The 21,866-nt window shown below is 52.7% G+C and carries 26 protein-coding genes; 10 read left to right on the forward strand and 16 right to left on the reverse strand.

The annotated features are described in order from the left end of the window. Positions 1–395 precede the first annotated feature (395 nt). The 3 genes from PUZ33_RS20255 to PUZ33_RS20265 are packed head-to-tail and all read right to left on the reverse strand — an operon-like array spanning position 396 to position 1,526. A complete protein-coding gene (locus tag PUZ33_RS20255; RefSeq protein ID WP_126493939.1) occupies positions 396–593 on the reverse strand; it encodes a hypothetical protein in 198 nt (65 codons plus the stop codon). Positions 594–641: 48 nt separating this feature from the next. Next, on the reverse strand, positions 642–1,052 hold the full coding sequence (locus tag PUZ33_RS20260) for a DUF1380 family protein (RefSeq protein ID WP_126493940.1): 411 nt from the start codon (positions 1,050–1,052) through the stop codon (positions 642–644). A 42-nt stretch (positions 1,053–1,094) separates the two neighbouring features. Continuing rightward, positions 1,095–1,526 (reverse strand): antirestriction protein, encoded by a 432-nt coding sequence (locus PUZ33_RS20265; RefSeq protein ID WP_126493941.1) that lies wholly within the window; start codon positions 1,524–1,526, stop codon positions 1,095–1,097. A 366-nt stretch (positions 1,527–1,892) separates the two neighbouring features. Here PUZ33_RS20265 and PUZ33_RS20270 point away from each other — a divergent pair, with 366 nt between their 5' ends. Continuing rightward, positions 1,893–2,036: a hypothetical protein gene (locus PUZ33_RS20270; RefSeq protein WP_274205357.1), complete on the forward strand. Its 144-nt coding sequence runs from the start codon at positions 1,893–1,895 to the stop codon at positions 2,034–2,036. Here PUZ33_RS20270 and PUZ33_RS20275 read toward each other — a convergent pair. After that, the gene (locus tag PUZ33_RS20275; protein ID WP_095463673.1) at positions 2,023–5,010 is read right to left on the reverse strand and encodes a Tn3 family transposase; all 2,988 of its coding nucleotides are present in this window, start codon (positions 5,008–5,010) and stop codon (positions 2,023–2,025) included. The genes PUZ33_RS20270 and PUZ33_RS20275 overlap by 14 nt on opposite strands. A 167-nt stretch (positions 5,011–5,177) precedes the next feature. Between PUZ33_RS20275 and PUZ33_RS20280 the strand changes: the two genes are divergently transcribed. After that, complete coding sequence (locus PUZ33_RS20280) at positions 5,178–5,807, forward strand: recombinase family protein (protein ID WP_100936155.1); 630 nt, start codon at positions 5,178–5,180, stop codon at positions 5,805–5,807. 165 nt (positions 5,808–5,972) lie between these two features. On the opposite strand, the gene PUZ33_RS20285 is transcribed toward PUZ33_RS20280, so the two are convergent. Continuing rightward, a complete protein-coding gene (locus tag PUZ33_RS20285; protein ID WP_038626483.1) occupies positions 5,973–6,857 on the reverse strand; it encodes a LysR family transcriptional regulator in 885 nt (294 codons plus the stop codon). Positions 6,858–7,056: 199 nt separating this feature from the next. Between PUZ33_RS20285 and PUZ33_RS20290 the strand changes: the two genes are divergently transcribed. Further along, positions 7,057–8,193: an alpha/beta hydrolase gene (locus PUZ33_RS20290; RefSeq protein ID WP_095463661.1), complete on the forward strand. Its 1,137-nt coding sequence runs from the start codon at positions 7,057–7,059 to the stop codon at positions 8,191–8,193. A 356-nt stretch (positions 8,194–8,549) separates the two neighbouring features. On the opposite strand, the gene PUZ33_RS20295 is transcribed toward PUZ33_RS20290, so the two are convergent. Further along, on the reverse strand, positions 8,550–9,683 hold the full coding sequence (locus PUZ33_RS20295; RefSeq protein WP_038626485.1) for a glutathione-independent formaldehyde dehydrogenase: 1,134 nt from the start codon (positions 9,681–9,683) through the stop codon (positions 8,550–8,552). Positions 9,684–9,754: 71 nt separating this feature from the next. Between PUZ33_RS20295 and PUZ33_RS20300 the strand changes: the two genes are divergently transcribed. Beyond that, positions 9,755–10,024, forward strand: coding sequence for a hypothetical protein (locus PUZ33_RS20300; RefSeq protein ID WP_140429702.1), 270 nt, complete (start codon positions 9,755–9,757; stop codon positions 10,022–10,024). Between the two features lie 118 nt (positions 10,025–10,142). Here PUZ33_RS20300 and PUZ33_RS20305 read toward each other — a convergent pair whose 3' ends face one another. Both PUZ33_RS20305 and arsH read right to left on the reverse strand, forming a co-directional pair. Further along, positions 10,143–10,565, reverse strand: a complete 423-nt coding sequence (locus PUZ33_RS20305) for a GNAT family N-acetyltransferase (protein ID WP_095463659.1) — start codon at positions 10,563–10,565, stop codon at positions 10,143–10,145. 495 nt (positions 10,566–11,060) lie between these two features. Next, positions 11,061–11,759 (reverse strand): arsenical resistance protein ArsH, encoded by a 699-nt coding sequence (gene arsH, locus PUZ33_RS20310; RefSeq protein WP_095463657.1) that lies wholly within the window; start codon positions 11,757–11,759, stop codon positions 11,061–11,063. A gap of 86 nt (positions 11,760–11,845) precedes the next feature. Here arsH and PUZ33_RS20315 point away from each other — a divergent pair, with 86 nt between their 5' ends. Genes PUZ33_RS20315 through arsC form a run of 3 tightly spaced genes read left to right on the forward strand, consistent with a single transcriptional unit; the run spans position 11,846 to position 13,938 of the window. Next, positions 11,846–12,166 carry a metalloregulator ArsR/SmtB family transcription factor gene (locus tag PUZ33_RS20315; protein ID WP_095463655.1) on the forward strand — a complete coding sequence of 107 codons (321 nt, stop codon included), beginning with the start codon at positions 11,846–11,848 and terminating at the stop codon, positions 12,164–12,166. 44 nt (positions 12,167–12,210) lie between these two features. Beyond that, complete coding sequence (locus PUZ33_RS20320; RefSeq protein ID WP_095463653.1) at positions 12,211–13,500, forward strand: arsenic transporter; 1,290 nt, start codon at positions 12,211–12,213, stop codon at positions 13,498–13,500. Positions 13,501–13,512: 12 nt separating this feature from the next. Next, entirely contained in the window at positions 13,513–13,938 is a 426-nt protein-coding gene (gene arsC, locus PUZ33_RS20325; protein WP_095463651.1) for a glutaredoxin-dependent arsenate reductase, read from the forward strand. Between the two features lie 34 nt (positions 13,939–13,972). Here arsC and PUZ33_RS20330 read toward each other — a convergent pair whose 3' ends face one another. Further along, entirely contained in the window at positions 13,973–14,509 is a 537-nt protein-coding gene (locus PUZ33_RS20330; RefSeq protein ID WP_095463649.1) for a GNAT family N-acetyltransferase, read from the reverse strand. 475 nt (positions 14,510–14,984) lie between these two features. Between PUZ33_RS20330 and PUZ33_RS20335 the strand changes: the two genes are divergently transcribed. Next, entirely contained in the window at positions 14,985–15,224 is a 240-nt protein-coding gene (locus tag PUZ33_RS20335) for a hypothetical protein (RefSeq protein WP_274205358.1), read from the forward strand. Between the two features lie 43 nt (positions 15,225–15,267). Here the strand turns inward: PUZ33_RS20335 and PUZ33_RS20340 are convergent, their stop codons facing one another. The 7 genes from PUZ33_RS20340 to parM form a co-directional block, all read right to left on the reverse strand. After that, the gene (locus PUZ33_RS20340; protein WP_126493943.1) at positions 15,268–15,690 is read right to left on the reverse strand and encodes a DUF1380 family protein; all 423 of its coding nucleotides are present in this window, start codon (positions 15,688–15,690) and stop codon (positions 15,268–15,270) included. 54 nt (positions 15,691–15,744) lie between these two features. Beyond that, the gene (locus PUZ33_RS20345; RefSeq protein ID WP_126493944.1) at positions 15,745–15,966 is read right to left on the reverse strand and encodes a hypothetical protein; all 222 of its coding nucleotides are present in this window, start codon (positions 15,964–15,966) and stop codon (positions 15,745–15,747) included. After that, a complete protein-coding gene (locus tag PUZ33_RS20350) occupies positions 15,963–16,655 on the reverse strand; it encodes a DNA methylase (protein WP_126493945.1) in 693 nt (230 codons plus the stop codon). The genes PUZ33_RS20345 and PUZ33_RS20350 overlap by 4 nt, the downstream gene beginning before the upstream one ends. A 444-nt stretch (positions 16,656–17,099) precedes the next feature. After that, complete coding sequence (locus PUZ33_RS20355; RefSeq protein WP_126493946.1) at positions 17,100–17,567, reverse strand: hypothetical protein; 468 nt, start codon at positions 17,565–17,567, stop codon at positions 17,100–17,102. 389 nt (positions 17,568–17,956) lie between these two features. Next, positions 17,957–18,220 carry a hypothetical protein gene (locus tag PUZ33_RS20360; RefSeq protein ID WP_126493947.1) on the reverse strand — a complete coding sequence of 88 codons (264 nt, stop codon included), beginning with the start codon at positions 18,218–18,220 and terminating at the stop codon, positions 17,957–17,959. A gap of 4 nt (positions 18,221–18,224) precedes the next feature. Further along, positions 18,225–18,896 (reverse strand): plasmid partitioning/stability family protein, encoded by a 672-nt coding sequence (locus PUZ33_RS20365; RefSeq protein ID WP_126493948.1) that lies wholly within the window; start codon positions 18,894–18,896, stop codon positions 18,225–18,227. Between the two features lie 2 nt (positions 18,897–18,898). After that, the gene (gene parM / locus PUZ33_RS20370; RefSeq protein ID WP_126493964.1) at positions 18,899–19,870 is read right to left on the reverse strand and encodes a plasmid segregation protein ParM domain-containing protein; all 972 of its coding nucleotides are present in this window, start codon (positions 19,868–19,870) and stop codon (positions 18,899–18,901) included. Between the two features lie 232 nt (positions 19,871–20,102). On the opposite strand from parM, the gene umuD reads away from it, so the two are divergent. Continuing rightward, the gene (gene umuD, locus PUZ33_RS20375; protein WP_126493949.1) at positions 20,103–20,534 is read left to right on the forward strand and encodes a translesion error-prone DNA polymerase V autoproteolytic subunit; all 432 of its coding nucleotides are present in this window, start codon (positions 20,103–20,105) and stop codon (positions 20,532–20,534) included. Beyond that, positions 20,534–21,805, forward strand: coding sequence for a Y-family DNA polymerase (locus PUZ33_RS20380; RefSeq protein ID WP_229078598.1), 1,272 nt, complete (start codon positions 20,534–20,536; stop codon positions 21,803–21,805). The genes umuD and PUZ33_RS20380 overlap by 1 nt, the downstream gene beginning before the upstream one ends. The last annotated feature ends 61 nt before the right edge of the window (positions 21,806–21,866 follow it).

The following is a 21,866-nucleotide window of genomic DNA, read 5'->3' on the forward strand; positions in this document are numbered from 1 at the left end:
CATCAGACCCTAGCGAAGCCCGAAACCCGAAGGGGTTCGGCGGAGACTCGCGGGTGCGAAGCAGCTGCCTGGCGGAGTGGGGCTCGACGACCGGACCGCCACGCGGGCCGGGAGCCGAAGGGGGCCAGAAGTGGAATTCAGGTGTTTTGAGGAAATTTGCTGATCGGGTTTCATAGCCGGACACGCCACGCCACGCCACGCCACGCCACGCCACGCCACGCCACGCAGGACAGTATCTGTGACAATTTGCCCTCACAGCTTTTTCAGTACCGTACTTTGTGCATACAGGGCGGAGTGAGGCAGCGCCGCAGGCGCTGTCTTTTCCGCCCGTCAGCCCGCAGGGATGACAGGGTTTTCGCGCGCGAACAGGCGGCGCATATGCCCCGCCCGTCCTGTTACTGACCGTCGCCCTTCCCGCCCTGAAGGATGAAGTGACCGCACAGGTACACGGCGCACTGGCGGGTCGCCGATTCGCAGATCTCTTCCAGCACTTTTACCGTGGTAACGGGGCTGAGTCCTGCCTCGCGTCTTCGTTCGTTTATCAGCGTTTTGTACTGGCGCAATATGGAACGGGTGTCTGTTGAAAGCTGCATGGTGTTCTCCTTTTTCTGTTTCCGGAGGCAACGCCTCCGGTTTCTCTGTCAGGCATCTAGCGCAGAGCGCAGGCTTAACATGACGTCATTTTCTTCTTTCAGGGTTTCTTCTGCCGATCCGCCGCCATCTTCCGCGCATACAGCGATACGCTGCATCTCTCGCCCTGCAAGCTGCATGACTGATGCCAGCGATTTCGCGGGTATAGTTACGGATCGCTTCTCGTGACGCTCATTGAGCATAGTTTCGACTATCGCCCGTATCTGGCCGATATCCGCGCCACTTTCAAGACAGGAACTCAGCCGGCGCAGGACTTCATCCAGTTCCTCATCGTTCAAATCCCAGTCAAGACAGACGCAGCGGATATCATTTCGGTTCCAACTGGCGAAAACGTACTTCTCGCCATCAAGGTCGGAATAACGCAGCATTTCAAGGGCAATTTCTCTTGCTGTACCAATCATGTTGTTCTCCTTTAGTCGGGCGGCATCGCCGCCCGTTGTCAGTCAGTCAAGAGCACGCCAGATGGTTGCACTGGCAGGATGGTTATCCGCAAAAGCCATCAACTGCTCATGGCGGCGGCAGAAATGGCGGCACAGCTCCTCATGGTCATGGTTGCTGTGAAACCAGCTGCGGTGATTGAGTACCAGTGCGGTGAGGATGATCCCCGCAACGTCCCCGCTGATGGTCTGCTCAAACCAGTTATCCGGATTGCAGAAGGTCACGCTCTCCACGTCTGGCGCCATAAAACCGCTGCCGTCCGGCAGACGGTAAAACTGCCAGAAACCACCCTGATAATCGGGGCAATAACGCTGTGCATAGGCGTACACGGACGCCTCAGCGGTCATATAGTCGCCGCCGAACATATCGGGCAAAAAGGTCAGACGCTGCGCGCCCTCAAGACGAACGGCATCACAACAGATCACGGTCTGGTTCATAGATCCTCCACGGTTAACATATTCTCGGTTCCGGCATCGCCGTGACGACACGACAGACCGGCGAAAAGCGGAGGACGCAGGGGCGACGCCGCAAGCCGCAGCGCAAAGCCTTCACGGGCTGAATGCACCGTGAAGGGTGCGAACGGGTGAGGACGGAGGCGACAGCGAACCCTTGTGGCCGATGCGGCCGGGCTACAGTGAAGTCACGGCTATGCCGTCGCCGCACGGCGTTTCAGGGGAGTTTTACTGTCCCGACGCGGCCCGGCGGGCGGCGGCGGATAAAGGCGGAAGGTACTGACATCCTTATTTTGTACTGGCTGGTTAAAAAATGTAGATTCATGAGTTGCGTTTTACAGGAGTCAGATAATGCGCGAAGAAATTTTAGATAAGGCTACCAAAATTGAATCCCTGCTTTGCAAGCTTGGGGGAAGTGGTCGCGGAATGCATGAAAAATTAAGCTCAATTGAGCAAATGGGGTCAGTTTGGATATCGAAAATTATTGTACGTTAAGGTGATTTTTTGACCTTTCTACTTTAGCAGGCCTCAGCCGACGAAACTTACCGGAGGCCGGTATCCGGTTGCTTTTCCATATATAATCGCCTGTCAGATTGATATGCTCCCAGCCTAACGGCGACAAATGTGACAGCAGTTGCTCGTTGATCTTCACCCCTTTACGCTTCAGGGCATCGACCGCTCTTTCCATATAGACGGTATTCCACAGTGAGATAGCTGCTGTCAGCAGCGTCAGTCCACTGGCGCGGTAGCTCTGATTTTCCGGTTTACGATCCCTGATTTCACCCAGACGGTGCAGGAATACCGCGCGCGCCAGCGCGTTACGGGCTTCTCCTTTATTCAGTCCTGCCTGGACCCGCCGACGAAGTACCGGATCGCGGAACCAGTCGAGCATAAACAGCGTCCGCTCAATGCGGCCAATTTCTCTCAGCGCCTTTGCCAGGCCATTTTGTTTGGGATAGCTGGCCAGTTTTTTCAGCATCAGGGATGCCGTCACGGTTCCCTGCTTTATCGAGGTTGCCAGACGCAGCACTTCACGCCAGTGAAGTTCAATCTCTTTCAGATTCAGGCTGGTCGTTGATATCAGTGACTGAAGCGCCGGGTACTGGTCCGCTTTCCCTTTGATAAACAGCTTCTTGTCGTGGAGATCCCTGATTCGCGGACAGAACGCAAATCCCAGCAGATGCATCATGGCAAAGACATGATCGGTGAAACCAGCGGTATCGGTGTAATGCTCCCTGATTTCCAGGTCGCTTTCGTGATACAGCAAGCCATCGAGGGCATGAGTTGAATCCCTGACTCGACTGATTATGCAGGTGTAAAACGGGCTGTATTGATCCGAAATATGGGTATAAAACTGACGCCCAGGCTCCTGCCCATATTTCGGGTTAACCTGCCCTGCGTAGCGGCCTGAGCTGCCTGTTCTGAAATTCTGTCCATCTGATGATGACGTTGTCCCGTCTCCCCAGAATGCCGCCAGTGGTCTTTTTCCCTGTGCATTTACCAGCTCAGCAAGAGCGGCTGAATAGGTTTCGTCGCGGATGTACCATGCCTGAATATCTTCGAGTGATGATTTGGTGCTACCTGGGCAGGCTTCTGCCATTTTGGTCAGACCAAGATTGATGCCATCCGCAAGAATGGTGGTGAGGAGCAGGCGGGTATCGGGACGGGTAATGTCATTTTTTATATGCGAAAAATGACGGGTAAACGTCGTCCAGCTGTTTACCTCGTCGAGAATTTCCGTGATTTTAGGTCGCGGTAGCATGCTGTAAACCAGCTCTGCCAGCGGTAAAACCTGTGCCGGAACGCAGTTATCCAGCGGAGAGACTTTTACGCCCTTGTCGGATATTTCCACATCGGGCAGTTCACCAAGGGCAGCCATAGCATTGACCTCTTCAAGTCTGGACTGAAGCAGAGTCATGCGGCTGGTAATGTACTCATGATAATCAGCAGAGACGGGCAGTGGCAGCGCCGGTGTGAGGTTGTCAAAGTCCTTTTCGGGAATGAGGTAATCATCAAAATTTTTGTAGCGGCGTGAGCCTTTAACCCAGATGTCCCCGGAGCGCAATGCTCCCTTAAGCTCGCTGAGCGCACAAAATTCATAATACTGCCGGTCAATACCCGCAGGTGTAATCACCACCTTGCGCCAGCTTTCAGGGACAAACTCAAGCGGCGCAGTCGCCGGAACTTTACGTGACTGCTTCCGGTACATATCCTTGATCACAACCAGCGCATCAGCCAGAGGTTGTGCTGCCGGGGTTGCGACTAACTGTAAAGCAGACAACATGCGCGGGGCATATTTCCGTAATGTGCTGTATTTCTCAGTAATAATATGCAGCGGGTCAAAATTATTTTTTCTGGCGAGATGGCGTGTTTCCTCCAGACTGGCGACAAATTCGGGCCACGGGAGTATGTTTTCTATTGCGAGCCATGGATCGCCACCGGAATCGCGGGCATCAGACAGCGCCTGACCGACATCGATGTACTGCCTCAGTTTGGACTGGATCAGCTTTCCGGTCTGCTGAAGGCGCTCAGCCTGTGTTCTTTTGGCTTTGCTGAACAGGCTGTTCAGCATTCGCTCATGCAGCTCAATCACTTCGTCTGTCAGTGTGGCTCTGGCTTCTTCCAGCACGCAGACCAGGATTGCATGACGGCGGGCTGCTGAAAATCGGGTCAAATCCCGGCTACTCATCTTTCGGCCTTCCCGCGCCAGTTTCAGCAACCGGTTCTGGTGAATGGTACGATCTATACCTTCAGGTAATGCCAGCGACTCAATGCTGCTGAGCCGATCAAGGTGTTGCAGCACGTTCTTACCATTGATTTTACCCGGCGGTTGCAGAAGCCATGTCAGCCTGGAAGGCTGATTGTCTGATGACTCAAGTAAACGATCCAGGGCATCCCTGAGAGCCGGAGTTAACGGGGCATGCAGAGTCTGAAATACGATTTTATCGCCGCCAGCCATGGCCTCAGCACAGGTACGCTCCACGACATCAATCGCGGGGATTATCACGTTGTTCTTCCGGAGCCAGACCAGCAGTTCTTCGGCCAGGAGAATACCTTTATCGGTGCGCGTCGCCATCGGTAGCAAGTGTGTAATGCCGTCCTGCTGTATTTTGCCGGTGAACGCTTTTACGCCAAGATAGCGGTATAGTTCGGTTAAATGTTCGCGTCGCGTGGTTTCCCTGCCGGAAAGGTAAGCAGGCCAGAGATCCCCGGTAAGTTTTAGCCTGCTGGCGATATGCTTCAGCAGCGCATCAGAGGGTGGGATTTTTTTATCCGGTGCAAAGCCGACATTTTTCAGATAACAAAGAAGGACGGCAAAACCAAAACGGCTGGCGGGTTTACGGTGAGCACTGATAAGCGCCAGATCATGCTCACTAAAATACGCCATTCGTGTCAGCGTTAACTCATCGTCCGGTAATGCCAGTAATGATTCTCTTTCCGACAGAGAAAGAATCTGCCTCCTTGCCATATAGTTTCCCTCATAAATTATTTGATGCGGAATTTTTAACAAAAATGGTTATCGCATAAGGGTACACCCTGACGCCATAATCAAAACGTGACGTAATACAATGAATGACATAACCTATATGCGACAGATTAAATGCAATAACCTAAATGCGATAATGCGGTGAAAAAATGTTCATCAGAGCTTATTTAAGGGCATCGACGGAAGATCAGTTTGCCGATCGGGCAAAAGAGATGCTGGAGCAGTTCGTCCAGGAACGGGGGCATAAAATAGCCAGTTACTACCGGGAGAACATCAGCGGGACAAAACTTGACCGCCCGGAACTGGGTCGCTTACTGATGGACAGTCACCACAATGATATTTTACTGGTCGAGCAGATAGACCGCCTGACCCGTCTGAGCAACAGCGACTGGATGACGCTGAAAAAGCAGATAGAACAACACGAGCTGCGTATTGTCAGCCTGGATGTGCCCACCTCATGGCAGGCTTTGTCGGATAAAGACCCTTCGCAGGCTGACCCAATCACCCGCGCAGTGATAACAGCCATCAATAACATGCTTATCGACCTGATGGCCGCGATGTCGCATAAGGACTGGCTGAGCCGCCGCCTGCGTCAAAAGCAGGGAATTGAACGGGCACATACACTGGGGAAATACCGGGGTAAACAGGCCGATCAGGAGCGACATCAGAAAGTCCTGTACTACAGACAGGTAAAGAAACTGAGTATCCAGGAAACGGCTGATGCTACGGGCTACAGCGCGTCACAGGTTTGCCGGATACAAGCGCTTCATAAAACCTAAAAAGCTGAAATAACCGTGTTTATTTGCAGTCATGGCGTAATAGTTAACTCCCTGTGACTAGCAGCCTGACACATCATCTATGTAAGTAAAGTCCGCTGTGTGCCATAAGCGGACGTTATTCCGATAACAAAGAGCGGAACAACGAAGAATATAAATAGCTAAACTTCAGATTTTCAGTATATCAATGACGACTCTCAGTGCCGGCGACACATTGCGGTGAGGATAATACAGGAATGAACCTTCCAGGCGCTGGCTGTAACGTGGCAACGCCCTGATAAGATTGCCTTGCTCTAAATCATCAGCGACCAGTTCCTCCGGGACATAAGCCAGCCCCAGCCCCAGTCTGGCTGCTTTTGCTTCCATGTAGCTGTCAGAAAAGGCCCACTGTCCTTGTGGTCGGTGCGTTATTTTTTTACCGTCCTGAAGGAGTTCCCACTGATAAAGGCTACCATCGGCAAACTGGTAGGCTATACAAGGATGAATCACTAAATCAGCCGGTGTTTGTGGAAAGCCATAGCGACGAAAATGCTCGGGCGTAGCTACAACAACCATCTCCATGTCAGGTGTAATACGCACCGCGACCATGCCCTGTCCTACCTCCGGCCCCAGCCGCACGCCGGCATCAAATCGCTCAGCGATAATATCGACGAACCGGCTTTCACTGATGAGTTCAAGCCTGATATCGGGGTAACGGTGCTTAAATAGCGCCAGCTTCGGTAAAAGAACTTTATCAATAGCATGCTGGCTGGCATTGATGCGTACCGTACCGGACGGGGTATTCCGGTAATACGCCAGCGTGGCAAGACCCGTATCTAAAGCATCAAATCCGGATTCTGTTGTCTGATACAGTTGCTCACCTGCCTGTGTTAACGACAGCCTGCGCGTAGTGCGAACCAGAAGCTGTATACCCAGCCTTTCTTCAAGTTCACGGACAGAACGACTAACGCCTGATTGTGCAAGTCCAAGACGATGTGCCGCTGCAGTGAAACTGCCCTCCCGCACCACCTGCATAAACAAGTAGAGCTCATTATAGTTTTCCCGTTTTGCCATTTGCGCGTCCTCAGAATATCTGGCCGCAAATGATGTCTGCTGCGGCCCTTCATTTATAACAATATGCTATTAATCCTGGCAATTTTTACCCTCTAATCAGCACTATTTCTGCTACCTATAATGAGCGCATTGCATCAAAGCACAGCAGTACTCTCCGTATGAAACCGGTACCTCACTTTTCTTTTTCAGGGGAATTTAAATGAATGTTTTCACCAGAAAGCTGACAGCCGCGCTACCCGCTATGCTGCTATGCGTATCATTAAGTGGAGTTACGACAATGAGTTATGCTGACACATCTAATCCGAACTCGCCTGTTTCAATGGGAGAAAAATGGGATAAAACCTTTGCAGAGAGCGATAAGGTTGATCATCGCAAGGTGGCATTCCAGAACCGTTACGGGATCATATTAGTAGGGGATCTTTACATCCCCAAAAACCGGGGCGAACGTAAACTGGCTGCGATTGCATTAAGTGGTCCTTTCGGTGCGGTCAAAGAGCAATCAAGCGGCCTGTATGCACAGACCCTGGCCGAACAGGGATTTGTTGCGCTGGCATTCGATCCTTCTTACACGGGTGAAAGTGGTGGCTATCCGCGTAATGTCGCCTCTCCGGATATCAACACTGAGGACTTTAGCGCGGCGGTTGATTTCCTTGGATTACAAAAAGAGGTGGATCGCCATCGTATTGGATTACTCGGTATTTGCGGCTGGGGAGGCATGGCACTCAATGCGGCGGCGATGGATACACGCGTAAAAGCAGTTGCGACCAGCGTGATGTACGACATGAGCCGGGCGATGGGACATGGCGTTGGTGATGGCAAAGACCGTTATTCAACAGCCGATCGCCGTGCCGTATTACAGTACCTGAACGAGCAGCGCTGGAAAGATGCTGAAAGCGGAACTATCGCCCGCGGTAGTCACGATATTAATGTGGATAAGAATGGCAGCGTAAGCGCTTCTGAGCGAATTCTGCCGGAAACATTACCCGCGAATCCACACCCGGTACTGAAAGAGTTTTTTGATTATTACAGAATGCCACGCGGCTTCCATGGGCGTTCTGTTAACTCTAATGGCGCATGGAATGCAACGATGCCCTTGTCGTTTATGAATATGCCGCTGCTTAGCTACGCAAATGAAATCACTATTCCTGTGTTGATTGTTACAGGTGAAAAAGCGCACTCGCGCTATTTTGCAGAAGATGCCTACAAAGCGGTTGGCAGCACTGAAAAAGAGCTTGTGATCGTCCCCAGCGCAAACCACGTGGACTTATACGACAACGCTGCAGGTAAGATCCCTTTTGCCAGGTTTGAACAGTTTTTCAAAACCAGCTTAAGGTAAAAACGCAGCTCAGAATCGTATAAAAGCCACCTGTAATACTCAGGTGGCTTTGACTCTGGATCTATCCCGACATGATGTTACATAGAATCCTTATAATATCGCACTTCATTCTCACCCACTCTCATCGTTATTACATGAATAGCGTTTATTTCGTTTATGCCTGAAGAAGATCGGGCGCTATTCACAGGTCCTGATAATATTCATAATGCGTCATTAAACATCACAATAGATACAGGGGCGAGCCTGGCAGCAGAAGATAAATATTATGACAGGATACGCAATGGTATCCCGTCGATATTTCTACATTGTTCCGGTTTAATTGTTCCGATTTAACTTTTATAACCGATCAGCGTCAGTTAAGGCTTAAGGATAACCTTCGTCCATCCCTCATCGCGATCGTCAAAGTGCTTATATCCCTCAGGCGCCTCAGCAAGTGAAAGACGGTGTGAGATTATGCCGCCCGGGCTGGCTTTACCCTGATGGATCAGACGGGCCAGCTGACGATTATAGGCTTTGACGTTCGCCTGGCCGGTGCGGATTGACTGTCCTTTAAACCAAAAACTGCCGAAATCAAACGGCATCTTACCTTCTTTGGCAAGGTCTGATGCAGCTCCCGGATCCTGCGGGATAAACACGCCAACCACACCAATTCCCCCGGTTGCTTTGGTTGATGCAACGAGGCTGTTCATAGTGACCGAATTATCTTCATGGCCATGTTTGTTACAGCACTGATAGCCCACGCATTCACAGCCACAGTCAGTGCCGCGTCCGTCAGTTAAGTCGAGAATTCGTTGCACGGCTTCATCGCCGGTCGCATTGATGCCCGTCGCCCCCATTTTCTCTGCCAGCGCTAAACGGTCCTGGTGTGTATCCACTACAAATACCTGTGAAGCGCCTTTTATCATGGCTGAGTGTGCGGCCATCAGACCCACCGGCCCCGCGCCGTAAATGGCTACGCTTTCGCCAGGCTTTAATCCGGCGAGTTCTGTCGCATGCCAGCCGGTAGGGAAAATGTCAGAGAGCATCACATAATCATCTTCTTTTTCTACTGCGTCAGGCGGAAGCACCAGGCAGTTAAAGTCTGCAAAGGGGACCCGAAGCAGTTCCGCCTGACCACCCTCCCAGGAGCCCATTTCAGCAAAACCATAGGCCGCGCCCACAGTACCGGGATTGGTGGTGAGGCAAAAACCGGTCAGACCTTTTTCACAATTCTCGCAAAAACCGCATCCGACATTAAATGGCAGACAGACATAGTCACCGACCTTAACACGCTCCACTCCTGAGCCAATTTCAACCACCTCACCCAGGTTTTCGTGCCCCAAAATACGTCCCTGCTCAAAGCTGGTCCGACCCTCGTACATGTGCAAATCCGATCCACAAATATTGGTGGTGGTAATGCGGACAAGCACATCGGTGGGGCGAACAATTTTTGCATCCGGCACGTCTTTAACTTTTACATCATAGGGACCGTTGTAAATAACTGCTTTCATGATCTTCTCCTGCTTGCGGCCGGAAAGGTGTGGCTGCCCGACCGGGTAAGTGTCAACTAAGTTTAGCTGCCATGATTGATAACGCAATCGACAGCAAGGCAATCGGGAGGTTTCTTATCGGATACGTTGAGGAATGCTGGCCGGGGATGACGGTCAAAGACAGCCGGGAAAAGGACAGGATCATGCCGCATCAAGCCGGGCGGCAGCAGCCGGTAGCGTTGCGGGAATATTTGCGTAAAACAGTTATCAATTATCGGCAGCAATCTCAGACGCAGCCTGAAGGTAAAGACCCGATTTATCAGAAAGATGATTTACCTTACACCCGGCCAGTTTTTGCCTGATTCACTGCCAGAACCTTCTCAGAGAGGCACTTCCCGTTAGATACAGAGGTCGCTAAAACCCTGGCCTCGCTGAGCCTGGCACCCTGGATATGGGTGTCTGTGTACCCTTCTCTCTGCGCTACGTTAAGGCTGGAATAAAAAATATCGCTTCCGGGTCCCCGTCATCGAGATTGTCGACCTGACCGCTGGGGATAAATCCGGCGTTCAACAGCAGCCGTTGCATTGGCAGGTTAGAACGATGGGTGGAGGTGAACAGCTTCGGGTGCTGGCAGCGGGACTTCAATGCTGCAATCAACGCCAGACCGATACCCCTGCGGCGGTAGTGTTCCCCTACCATCAGCATTTCAATAAAGCCGTAGCCGAAGAAATGGTAGTTCAGCACGCCATATCCCATCGCTATTCCCTGCAGTTCGGCAATATAACAGACAGACCAGGCACACCAGATGCGGATTTGCGCCGCACCTTTTGGCTGGCTCTGGGCAACAATGTCGATAGTAATCAGGGATATAGCATCGTTTTCAGTGGTCAGGCGAACACGCATATTCAGTCTCCCTCTCTTTAATTGACTGCAGTGCAGCCTTAATAAAACGGCAATCCCGCACAGATTTTTTAATTTCATACGGGATTTTACAATTCCATAAGATGATTAGTTAATCCTAATCATCCCAGAGAGGCAGGGTTCATTTTCTGAAAGTTATCGTTAACCGGATATTGGGCCACCAGAAAAGCCCTCATGATTCAGAAAGTAAGCAAACGTTTTAACCTGCAGCCTATGGAAGCAGTCTGCGGCTGGTTCACCTGTGAGATTCGATACACTGACAGGAATGGGGAGCGCCATATATCAGAATATAACCGGCGGAGCCGGGCTTACGGCGCCGTTCAGCTCAACGTTATCTAACGCTTCCTGCCGCTAAAGCCGCATTCAGCGGGCCTGCTCCTGCCTCAGACAGTGAGTCAGGATTCATGACAAAGGTCGCTTTGTGCCAGAAGCGGACGTTGCTGAATTCACATGTTATGAATTAACGAAAAGAGAAAATTATATTTTTTCCTGATTGACGCGGGATGAAAGTTCCTGATGGCTTTCTTTGCGTTCGCTGTAGCGATCGGCAAGGTAATCCGTTTGCCCCTTGAGCATCAGCGTGATTTTAAACAGCTCCTCGGCAACATCGACAATACGATCGTACCAGGATGAGGATTTCATCCGCCCATTCTCATCGAATTCCTGCCAGGCTTTGGCCACTGAGGACTGGTTAGGGATTGTGAACATCCGCATCCAGCGCCCCAGAATGCGCATCTGGTTCACGGCATTGAAGGACTGAGAACCGCCGCAGACTTGCATCACCGCAAGGGTTTTTCCCTGAGAAGGACGAACTGCCCCTTCGCTTAAGGGTATCCAGTCGATCTGCGCTTTCATTACTGCGCTCATTGCCCCGTGCCGCTCCGGAGAACTCCACACCATCCCATCACACCATCTGACCAGCCCGCGCAACTCAATGACTTTAGGGTGCGTATCCGGAGCATCATCCGGTAGGGGTAGACCAGAGGGGTTAAACAGTCTGACCTCCGCCCCCATCGCCGTCAGCAGGCGTCCCGCTTCTTCTGCTGCAAAACGGCTGTAGGAACGCTCTCTTACTGAGCCATACAGAATCAGAATGCGTGGCGGCTCCTGTAGCTGTAGGTGTTCAGCGATATGCTGATCAAAGCAATCAGCATTCAGGGCAGGAAATTGTTCCATTTTTTCTCCTTTGGAATGATCTGGTGATTTTAAACTTAACACATATGGTTTAGCATATGTACATACTAAAGGGAACGGAGTAAAAAATGCTACAGCCTGTTCAGCTTTTTAAGATCCTGTCGGATGAAACCCGCCTTGCCATTGTAATGCTGCTCAGGGAATCCGGCGAACTGTGCGTCTGCGATATCTGCGCGGCAACCACCGAATCACAGCCTAAAATATCGCGCCACATGGCTATTCTGCGCGAGGCAAAACTTGTTCTTGACCGTAGAGAAGGCAAATGGGTTCACTACCGCCTGTCACCACACATACCGGCATGGGCGGCTGAAACGATCACCACATCCTGGCAGTGTATGCGGGAAGATATGCCTGAATGGCTGACAAAATCGGCCTGCATCTCGTGCTAACACCATCAATCACATACATATAAACATATATATAGGAGTCTGAAATGTTTCTGGCAGGGAGTATCTTCTTACTGACGCTGATAATGGTCATCTGGCAGCCCAGAGGCCTGAGTATCGGCTGGAGCGCAAGTATCGGAGCCGTGCTGGCGTTGGTAACTGGGGTTATCCACATTGATGATATCCCCGTTGTCTGGAGTATTGTCTGGAATGCGACGGCGGCCTTCATTGCTGTGATCATTATCAGCCTGCTGCTCGATGAGTCAGGCTTCTTTGAATGGGCTGCGCTGCATGTCTCCCGCTGGGGCAATGGACGTGGCCGCCTGCTGTTTACGTGGATAGTATTGCTCGGTGCTGCTGTTGCAGCGTTGTTTGCCAACGATGGCGCGGCGCTAATCCTGACCCCGATTGTGATTGCGATGTTGCTCGCGCTGGGGTTCAGCAAAGGCACGACATTGGCCTTTGTCATGGCCGCGGGGTTTATCGCGGACATCGCCAGTCTGCCACTGATCGTCTCTAACCTGGTAAATATTGTCTCGGCGGACTTCTTCGGTCTCGGCTTTACGCAGTACGCCTCCATTATGGTACCCGTTAACCTGGCAGCCATTGCAGCCACACTAATCATGCTGCATCTGTTTTTCCGCAGGGATATTCCGGCGACATATGACGTTTCACTGCTGAAGACACCGGCCAGTGCGATTAAAGAGCCGACGACGTTCAGGGCTGGCTGGGTAGTACTGCTATTCCTTCTGGTAGGGTTCTTTGTACTGGAGCCGCTGGGCATCCCCGTCAGCGCAATAGCTGCGGCTGGCGCAGCAGCGCTGTTTGTGGTGGCTAAGCGAGGCCATGCCATTAACACCGGGAAAGTGCTGCGCGGTGCGCCCTGGCAGATCGTGATTTTCTCACTGGGCATGTATCTGGTGGTCTATGGCCTGCGCAATGCCGGGCTCACGGAGTATCTTTCAGGTGTGCTGAATCTGCTGGCAGATAAGGGCTTATGGGCGGCCACGTTTGGTACCGGCTTCCTGACCGCGTTCCTGTCATCGATCATGAACAATATGCCGACAGTGCTTATTGGCGCGCTGTCGATTGACGGAAGTGCTGCGACCGGTGTTATCAAAGATGCAATGATATATGCCAATGTGATTGGCTGCGATTTAGGCCCGAAAATCACCCCAATTGGCAGCCTGGCCACTCTGCTATGGTTGCATGTGCTGGCACAGAAAAATATGACCATCACCTGGGGATATTACTTTCGCACCGGCGTTATCATGACCCTGCCCGTACTGTTTGTCACTCTGGCCGCGCTGGCGTGGCGGCTCTCTGTCACTTTGTAATGAGATACTGATATGAGCAATATTACCATTTATCACAACCCGGCCTGTGGCACCTCACGTAACACGCTGGAGATGATCCGTAATAGCGGTAACGAACCCACCATTATTTATTACCTTGATAACCCACCGACCCGTAATGAGCTTATTGAACTTATTTCAGATATGGGGATTACGGTACGCGCATTACTGCGAAAGAACGTAGAACCTTATGAGACACTGGGACTTGCAGAGGATATATTTACTGATGAACAGTTGCTCGATCATCTTCTTCAATATCCTATCCTAATTAACCGTCCGATAGTGGTGTCGCCACTGGGAACAAGGTTGTGCCGTCCGTCAGAAGTAGTACTGGATATCCTTCCTGATGCGCAAAAAGGCGCGTTCACAAAGGAAGATGGTGAGAAAGTCATAGATGATGACGGTAATCAACTGAAATAAATATCAAGGGGGCGAATGCCCCCTAACTCTTGCCTCAGGGCAATATGCCTGAATCAGCTGGCAGTGTGCTGCTCCCTTCGCTTAACTTCCGTTGCATTAATACCGTGTCGAGCCAACGCCCATGCTTAAAGCCTATATCTTTCAGCGTGCCAATTTCAGTAAACCCAACCCGCTGATGAACTTTCAGCGAGCCCTGATGATTGCTGTCGCCGACGATAGCAATCATCTGCCGATAGCCGTGAACTTCTGCCCAGGCAATGACATGGCGCAGTAACGCGTTCCCCACGCCCTTACGTTGCGCAGCCGGGTCAATATAAATTGAATCTTCGATAGTGTGGCGGTAGGCATAGCGTTCACGATAGCGGGTGAGGTAACAATAACCTATGACCTTTTCTTCATGTAGCGCGACCACAAACGGCAGCCCCTGACTGCGGATCTTGTTCAGGCGGGCCAACATCTCATTGTTATCCGGTGGTTCAGTCTCAAAGCTAGCGGTACCGTGAGTAACATGATGGGCGTAGATATCGCGGATGGCGGGGATGTGCTTTTCTTCTGCGCTAACGATTTTCATTGTTCTGTTCCCATAAGCAATTTTTTCAAGCCTATCTGAAAAACCAGAAACAAGGTAAACGTAAACGCTTATGGCCCGCTAAAACTTTTAGAGGGGAGATAAAAATTATCAGGGGAGACTCTCCCGTATTTCAAGGCGATATGCCTGAACTGAAGGTTCAGTAGCGAACCTTTAAATGTAAAAGCCAGATATCCTGTCAGCTCAGACATGGTCAGATGGTCTTTATGACCATGTTTTACCAGCGAGATCGCGGCTGATGCTGCAATGATAACCTGCTAACCCATTGTCGGAACATTTATTGTTTATGAGCACAACTTCCGCTTTTCGCTCAAAGCTGCCTGTCAACATGGTCAATCTCCCTTACCGCAGCCTGGTAGTACAAAAAACAACCTTAACGTACAATAATTTTCGATATCCAAACTGACCCCAAATTATTGATACCACTTTTGTTAAAAAAATTCGCTGGATCGCCAGCGTGCGTAATAAGGCTGCGCATGAAGCTGATTTTTACGTCGACATTGCTGATTTTATAGAAGGCGCGGATCAAGTTATTGCGTACCTGGAAACGATAATTGCCGAACAACACCAGACATCGAAGAATGACGGAAGCAAGGAATCAAAGGGCTGGAATGAAATGTCCGGATGGGAGAAAGCAGGTACTGTTGCTGTAATAGGTGCAGGTATAGTGTTTACTCTTTTCAAGATTTTTGAGTAGGTTCTGCATATTAGGCAGCCGGGGGATTCCCCCCGGCTCGTTATCAGGCAGCCAGTGCGTCTTTGAGCGCATATACGTCGTTACGTGCCGCCTGCACGGACTCTGGCTCCGGCCGTCCGGCCTCCCATGCCTGCCCGGTACGGTGCTCCAGCTCGCGTTCATAGCCACGCACGACGCGGGAAAGGAGGGATGCCGGCACACTGACCAGGCGGTTTGCAGCCTCGCGCTGACGGGCCAGGAGGTCGCTGACGTCTGAATTTGTGACACCATCCCGGCGGTAATCCGCCATAGTCATTGCACCGATGTCCTTCATCACGGCACGAATTTCGGCCACATCCGGTTCGGGCTGGTTTTCACGGCAGGCCACGCTGATCCCCTCTTCCGTCCAGACCAGCAGGGTCAGGGGTTCGTCAAAAGTGAACATGTTTTCGAGCTGCACACAAAGTTCTTCACGGGTTCCGTACATTGTTTTTCTCTCTTTATCAGTGTCAGAGGCCGGGCCTTCGCCCGGCCGGGTCAGTCAGTCCTGAAAGGTTTCGTCCAGCACCAGGGCTTCGCGGTATGCTTCCAGTAGCAGGGTGTTAATACGACGCAGACTCTGGGCGGCCATTCGTTCAGCCAGCGTGGCCGCATCGTGCCGGTGCTGTGATTCGAGACGGTTCAGCAACATCCGCACGTCACACATGGCGTTACTCAGTGCGGCCACGTCCGCACGCAGGTCTTCAAGTCCGGGATAGTTCATGCGGCCTCCGGCCAGTCAGGATAAAAACCGCTGTCATTTGCCGCCGGCATTCTTCTCGCCCGTTCAACCTGTGCGAGACGGCGAACACCGGCGGCGTGGTACTGTTCCAGCATCTCGATACCGATGTAGCGGCGGCTGGCTTCGGCGGCGGCCACGCAGGTGGAGCCGCTGCCGGCGAACGGGTCCAGGACAATGGCGCCCGGACGCGTGAGGGATTCAATCAGCGGGCGCAGGCTCTGCACCGGCTTCTCGGTCGGGTGGTGGTGGTTGCCCGTGTATTTCCAGGGGATCACGTCCGGGATGGGACGGTCCGGCGTCTGCGGTCGGCCCTTCGCCAGCAGGTAAGCGTTCTCATGGGTGTAGCCCACGAAGGTTGATTTTGACGCGTAGCTTTTGGCAAAGACGACATGCCCGACAACGCGGAAGCCGGCCGCTTTCCAGGCATTCAGGAACAGTTCTGCACGGTTCCAGGCGTAAAAGCTCACCATCAGACTGTCGTTTTTCAGGACACGGTACATTTCGTGGCACGCAGGCTGGAGCCATTCTGCTGAATTGTCCCCGGCCAGGGTGCGGCCGGTGCGGTCCTTGTAGCCCACAAGGTATGGCGGATCGGTGAGAATAAAATCGACGGCACGCGCCGGAAAACGGGACATCACCTGCACGCAGTCACCCAGGATAAAACGGGACATAGACACACTCCTCTCTGATATGCGGCACCCTGTTGCGCCGTGCCGCCACAAAAACCCGGCTCTGAGCGGAGGGTGCAGGGGCGATACCGCAAGCCGCAGCGCAAGCCTTTCACGGGCTGAATGCACCGTGAAAGGTGCGAACGGGTGAGGATATCGACGAAGTGAACCCTTGTGACCGCAGCGGCCGGGTTAGCGTGAAGGCACGGCGTTGACACCCGCCGCCGGCAGGGCGGCATAAATGCGGAGGGAACCGACACCCTTTGCGTCCCGAATGACAGGACATGACTGCCCGGTGGCGGCCTGTTTTTGTGCGATATATGGCGGGTGTAAATGCGTGGGTGTTATGTGATCATCCGTCCTGAAACCATCTGAAGGGTTTTCACTTAAAACGAATGGCATGATTTCAGGACACCTTCCTCCCCGGGAGGTGTCCATTTTTTGGTGTCAGCGCCCCTTCACCCGGTCAATGGCAGACTGCAGTGTGTCCCAGTTAAATCCGATGCCGGCATCGTGGCTGTGGTTGCAGATACGCATGGCTTCAGCAATCTCCTCCTCAGTCAGGCTGTTATCAAGGGACAGAAAGTCATCTTCAAGCCAGAACGTCCCCATACACAGTGCATCAGGCGGATACTGCTGTAGTCTCGCGATGAGTGCCGCCACGGTCACATCATCGCGACAGGCTGAAAGAGGCGGCAGCACGCGATCGGCAATGTCATTCCAGCACCAGTCATCGTCCTCCGGAACCGTCGACCGGAGCGTGGTTTTCTCCACTCCCGGTAGCAGGGAAAGCTGCTCCAGAATTTCACCCAGGCACAGTCGTTCACTGCTGGCATCCTGGCTCCCCAGGTAATGGTTGTTGATATACACGGCAAATTCGCCGTTATTCAGTTCAATACAGGTCAGTCTGAACATGGTTATGTCCTCAGCATCCGGCACCTGTCTGCGCCGTGCCGACACAAAAACCCGGCGGAAAGTGGAGGACGCCAGGGCGATGCCGAAGCCGCAGCGCAAGCCCTTCACGGGCTGAATGCACCGTGCAGGGCGCGAACGGGTGAGGACGGAGGCGAAAGCTTCCCTGGCGGCCGAAGCGGCCGGGTTAGCGTGAAGGCACGGCGGGTAATCTGTCCGGGAAGATATTAAGCGGGAAAATTTTACATTAGGTTAAAACGTGATTTACATCACATTTTGTCACTGTATAATCGCCGAAAAATTATGCGATTTATTTTGACGGCAGGGATGAGATGTCACCCTGCCGTTTTTTTTCCTGGAGTGTTCAGTGCAGAATTTAATGATGTTCTTGCTCAGGATCGGCCCTTCGCCTTTTTATCGTCAAAAGCCAGGAGAATCCCGAGTCCGATGAGTGAGGCGTAGCAGACCTGCATCACGATAGTCACCGGGAGAGAGATGTTATCAACCAGAACCCCTGGAATGACGGCGGCCACGCCAGCCAGTATCATCCCCCGCCCGATCTTCTTCACCCAGTCGGGCCACTGAGATTCAGGCACGTTCCGGGCACGCAGAAGGTTGTGAATGAACTGCTCTGCTGTTCGTTTAATCACTGACATGTTTTTAGTCTCCAAATGCCCGTCGCATGTTTTTCTTTATTCCGGCGGTTTCCGCTCCGGGTGATGTGGTGACGGGCGAAGCCGCTTTTTCCGTCTCTCCCGCTTCGCTGATGCCCGCGCCGCCAGGTTCTGCACGAACCATCTGCCGGACAATGGCCTGTAACTCACTGACCGTAGCCGGTGGCACCGGCAGGCTGGCCAGCAGACGCGGCAACTCCGGCGCCGTGGTGTGCAGTGCCAGCCCGGTGATAATGAGGTTTCTCAGCAAATCGCCACGCAGGCGTGACGATACCCCTGCCAGCAACTCTTCAACCCGCTTACTGCTCCGGTCATCCTGAAGCGCAAGCGTGTAGCGCCTGCGTTCCCTCTCCGCAGGCATTTCTACGGACAGTTTCCGGGTATCAGGCTCTTCCGGTAACCCGGACAGGGATGACCAGGTTCCGGATACCATCGCCATCACGGCACAAAGCCGGACGGCGCTGAGCTGGCCGTCAAAGAACACCGGGATTAGCGCAGGTAAACGGGGATCAGCCTGATACACCACCGCACCTGCGGTGGCGACTGTCCGGATAAATTCACCGCGCAGTGGCTGCGAGATGGTGTTTATGGTCGCCATCGCCGCGATGTCGGTGCGATCATCACTGTGCAGATAGAAAGAATACAGGCCGTCCGGCACGTTTAGTCCTCTTTATTGTACAGGGCAATCTCTCTGGCCAGCGCCAGCTGGGGATCGCCAATAACCTCGATACGTTCAGGAGCCAGAGGCCAGGCCTGACGTATCGCCTCTTCGATCAGGGAAGCCCCTCCCCCGACCAGAAATACCCGGTTCACGTTCCTGAAGGCGGTCAGCTCGCTGGTCACGCGCGCACCCAGTGCGGCAATCGCTTCGGCTATTTTTCCCCGGACGTAATCAATCTTTTCGGCGTCGTTGATGACCCGCTGTAAATACTCACCATCATCCCGGTGACGGATGACACTGTCAGCAATCAGGGCGCTGGTTTCACTGTCTGCTGCCCGCAGTGCACCTGCGGCTGCGCGTGTCACCAGTGAAACACCGACAGACGGGTTACCATGTACCGCACTGATATCATCAAACTGACCAACAATTACACCTGCATCGAGCGTGGTTCCGCCGAGATCGATAATCAGGGTGGTTTCACCGGCTCCGGGCTGAAGCTGAGACAGTCTGGTAAACGCTGCCGGCAGTGATTCCGGCATGACCTTCACATCCGTCACGGTGAAGGCGCAGCCTTTGTTGAGTGTCAGTTCCCGCATGAGGTTCTCCCGTTTACGGCGGATATTCACCTCATTGCGCTGACAGTCCTGATCGTAATACTCACTCAGGGGCAGCGTGACCGTCAGGCTTACCGGCTGCGGCTCCAGGCCACTGTTCAGCAGAGCATGGTGAACAGCCAGCAGGTTAAGATCGCCGTACTGATAGTCCACGTTCGTCGTCGGAATCGCATCCCGGCTTACACTGTCCCACGTGTATTTCAGTGGCCCCACCTGATAGTTGAACGTCGCCGCACTGAATTCCGCCACTTTCCAGCCGTGCCGGAATGAGTTTGCCGAGATCCGGGTCTTCAGTTCATCGCCTTCAAACCATGCCAGCTTAACATTTGTTGAACCATCATCGCAGAAAATCTTCATCATTATGCACCATTAGTTACACTCAATTTGATACTAATTATAAGAGCAAAATGAAAAAACAAAAGCGTTATTTCTCAAATTGAGACACTCAAGAATATCAAAATGATAATTACAATCAATTTGAGTAACTTATGCATCTCACATAGTTCTTAATGCGGGCCTTCTGGATTATCTTTGCCTGGTTAAATATACTGTATGTACATACAGTATATTTTTTTAGTCAGGAGGTAACATGAAGCTACAGCTTTTTAGCCCCGGGACAGATACCCCGCCACAGACCCATCCGTTTTTCGCCGATCTGGCCAGCTGCGGTTTTCCCAGCCCAGCCGGCGATTACGTTCAGTCAGATCTGGATCTGCATGAGTACTGCATAAGGCATCCGAGCGCGACCTATTACCTTCGGGCCTGTGGCGACAGTATGTCTGACGGCAGCCTTTATAATGGCGATCTGCTGGTTGTGGACAGTGCAGAGAAGCCCCGGCACGGCGATATCGTTGTGGCCAGCGTGCAGGGGGAATTTACGGTCAAACGGCTCCTGCTGACGCCACGACTGACACTGCAGCCCATGAACGCCACCTGGTCCCCCATCTATCCGGACCCGGACGAACTGGACATTTTCGGTGTCGTCACGCACATCATCCACCGTCCCAGGGAGATGTACTGATGTTTGCCCTGGCCGATGTGAACAGCTTCTATGCCAGCTGTGAACGTGTTTTCCGCCCGGATTTAAAAGGGAAACCCATTGTCTGCCTTAGCAACAATGACGGCTGCGTGATCGCGAGAAGTGCCGAAGCGAAGCCCTGGATAAAAATGGGCACCCCGTGGTTCCAGATGAAGAACGAACGTTACCCTGAAAAAATATTTGCATTTTCAAGTAATTATGAGCTTTACGCCTCGATGTCAGCGCGCGTGATGAGCTGCCTCGAGGAGCTGGCGCCGAGGGTGGAACAATATTCAATTGACGAGATGTTCCTCGATCTGAGCGGTGTGTCGCATTGCATGGACCTGGAAGACTTTGGCCGGCAGCTGCGCCAGCACGTATATGACTGTACCCGCCTGACCATCGGCGTGGGGGCTGGACCTACGAAAAGTCTGGCAAAATCAGCCCAGTGGGCCTCCAAAGAGTGGAAACAGTTCCGGGGCGTGCTGGCCCTGACGCGGGATAATCCTCAGCGAACCCGTAAACTGCTGTCACTTCAGCCGGTCGAAGAGGTCTGGGGCGTGGGAAATCGCATTGCACGCAAGCTCAATGTACTGGGTATCAGGACCGCACTTGATCTGGCCCTGACGAACCCGGCCTTCATCCGGAAAAATTTCTCCGTGGTTCTCGAGCGAACGGTGCGCGAACTGAACGGGGAAAGCTGCATGTCGCTTGAGGAATCACCACCAACGAAACAACAGATTGTCTGTAGTCGCAGTTTTGGCGAGAAGATTACGGAGTACGATTCGCTCCGCCAGGCTGTCTGTCAGTACGCAGAACGGGCCGCTGAAAAACTGCGTCAGGAGCACCAGTATTGCCGGCACATTTCCGTTTTCGTCAAAACGTCTCCGTTCGCCGTTAAAGAACCTTATTACGGCAATGTGGCCACGGAGAAACTGCTTACCCCTACTCAGGATACCCGTGACATCATTGCGGCCGCCACAACGGCTCTGGAGCGCATCTGGAAGGATGGCCACCGGTATGCCAAAGCCGGAGTGATGCTGAATGACTTTACAGGTTCAGGCGTTTCGCAGTTGCAGCTGTTCGACGAACGGCCACCACGTCCTCACAGCGCTGAGCTGATGAAGGTTCTCGATGGAATTAACCATTCCGGCCTGGGACATGTCTGGTTTGCCGGACGAGGAATTGCGCCTTCCTGGCAAATGAAACGCGATATGCTGTCCCCTGCGTACACCACCTGCTGGAAAGATATCCCCATCGCGCGGATCAGTTAAATTTCGCCTTTCAGAAAGAGCCAGTAGTGCTCGCCGCAGCCGAACGACAGGGCGAAGCCCG

It is taken from the genome of Enterobacter cloacae complex sp. 2022EL-00981 (assembly GCF_028737495.1).
Lineage (GTDB): Bacteria > Pseudomonadota > Gammaproteobacteria > Enterobacterales > Enterobacteriaceae > Enterobacter > Enterobacter cloacae.

Bases quoted from the DNA above. Each gene is read 5' to 3' on its own strand.
- PUZ33_RS20255 (WP_126493939.1), bottom strand. From the start codon at position 593: ATGCAGCTTTCAACAGACACCCGTTCCATATTGCGCCAGTACAAAACG.
- PUZ33_RS20260 (WP_126493940.1), bottom strand. From the start codon at position 1,052: ATGATTGGTACAGCAAGAGAAATTGCCCTTGAAATGCTGCGTTATTCC.
- PUZ33_RS20265 (WP_126493941.1), bottom strand. From the start codon at position 1,526: ATGAACCAGACCGTGATCTGTTGTGATGCCGTTCGTCTTGAGGGCGCG.
- PUZ33_RS20270 (WP_274205357.1), top strand. From the start codon at position 1,893: ATGCGCGAAGAAATTTTAGATAAGGCTACCAAAATTGAATCCCTGCTT.
- PUZ33_RS20275 (WP_095463673.1), bottom strand. From the start codon at position 5,010: ATGGCAAGGAGGCAGATTCTTTCTCTGTCGGAAAGAGAATCATTACTG.
- PUZ33_RS20280 (WP_100936155.1), top strand. From the start codon at position 5,178: ATGTTCATCAGAGCTTATTTAAGGGCATCGACGGAAGATCAGTTTGCC.
- PUZ33_RS20285 (WP_038626483.1), bottom strand. From the start codon at position 6,857: ATGGCAAAACGGGAAAACTATAATGAGCTCTACTTGTTTATGCAGGTG.
- PUZ33_RS20290 (WP_095463661.1), top strand. From the start codon at position 7,057: ATGAATGTTTTCACCAGAAAGCTGACAGCCGCGCTACCCGCTATGCTG.
- PUZ33_RS20295 (WP_038626485.1), bottom strand. From the start codon at position 9,683: ATGAAAGCAGTTATTTACAACGGTCCCTATGATGTAAAAGTTAAAGAC.
- PUZ33_RS20300 (WP_140429702.1), top strand. From the start codon at position 9,755: ATGATTGATAACGCAATCGACAGCAAGGCAATCGGGAGGTTTCTTATC.
- PUZ33_RS20305 (WP_095463659.1), bottom strand. From the start codon at position 10,565: ATGCGTGTTCGCCTGACCACTGAAAACGATGCTATATCCCTGATTACT.
- arsH (WP_095463657.1), bottom strand. From the start codon at position 11,759: ATGGAACAATTTCCTGCCCTGAATGCTGATTGCTTTGATCAGCATATC.
- PUZ33_RS20315 (WP_095463655.1), top strand. From the start codon at position 11,846: ATGCTACAGCCTGTTCAGCTTTTTAAGATCCTGTCGGATGAAACCCGC.
- PUZ33_RS20320 (WP_095463653.1), top strand. From the start codon at position 12,211: ATGTTTCTGGCAGGGAGTATCTTCTTACTGACGCTGATAATGGTCATC.
- arsC (WP_095463651.1), top strand. From the start codon at position 13,513: ATGAGCAATATTACCATTTATCACAACCCGGCCTGTGGCACCTCACGT.
- PUZ33_RS20330 (WP_095463649.1), bottom strand. From the start codon at position 14,509: ATGAAAATCGTTAGCGCAGAAGAAAAGCACATCCCCGCCATCCGCGAT.
- PUZ33_RS20340 (WP_126493943.1), bottom strand. From the start codon at position 15,690: ATGTACGGAACCCGTGAAGAACTTTGTGTGCAGCTCGAAAACATGTTC.
- PUZ33_RS20345 (WP_126493944.1), bottom strand. From the start codon at position 15,966: ATGAACTATCCCGGACTTGAAGACCTGCGTGCGGACGTGGCCGCACTG.
- PUZ33_RS20350 (WP_126493945.1), bottom strand. From the start codon at position 16,655: ATGTCCCGTTTTATCCTGGGTGACTGCGTGCAGGTGATGTCCCGTTTT.
- PUZ33_RS20355 (WP_126493946.1), bottom strand. From the start codon at position 17,567: ATGTTCAGACTGACCTGTATTGAACTGAATAACGGCGAATTTGCCGTG.
- PUZ33_RS20360 (WP_126493947.1), bottom strand. From the start codon at position 18,220: ATGTCAGTGATTAAACGAACAGCAGAGCAGTTCATTCACAACCTTCTG.
- parM (WP_126493964.1), bottom strand. From the start codon at position 19,870: ATGAAGATTTTCTGCGATGATGGTTCAACAAATGTTAAGCTGGCATGG.
- umuD (WP_126493949.1), top strand. From the start codon at position 20,103: ATGAAGCTACAGCTTTTTAGCCCCGGGACAGATACCCCGCCACAGACC.
- PUZ33_RS20380 (WP_229078598.1), top strand. From the start codon at position 20,534: ATGTTTGCCCTGGCCGATGTGAACAGCTTCTATGCCAGCTGTGAACGT.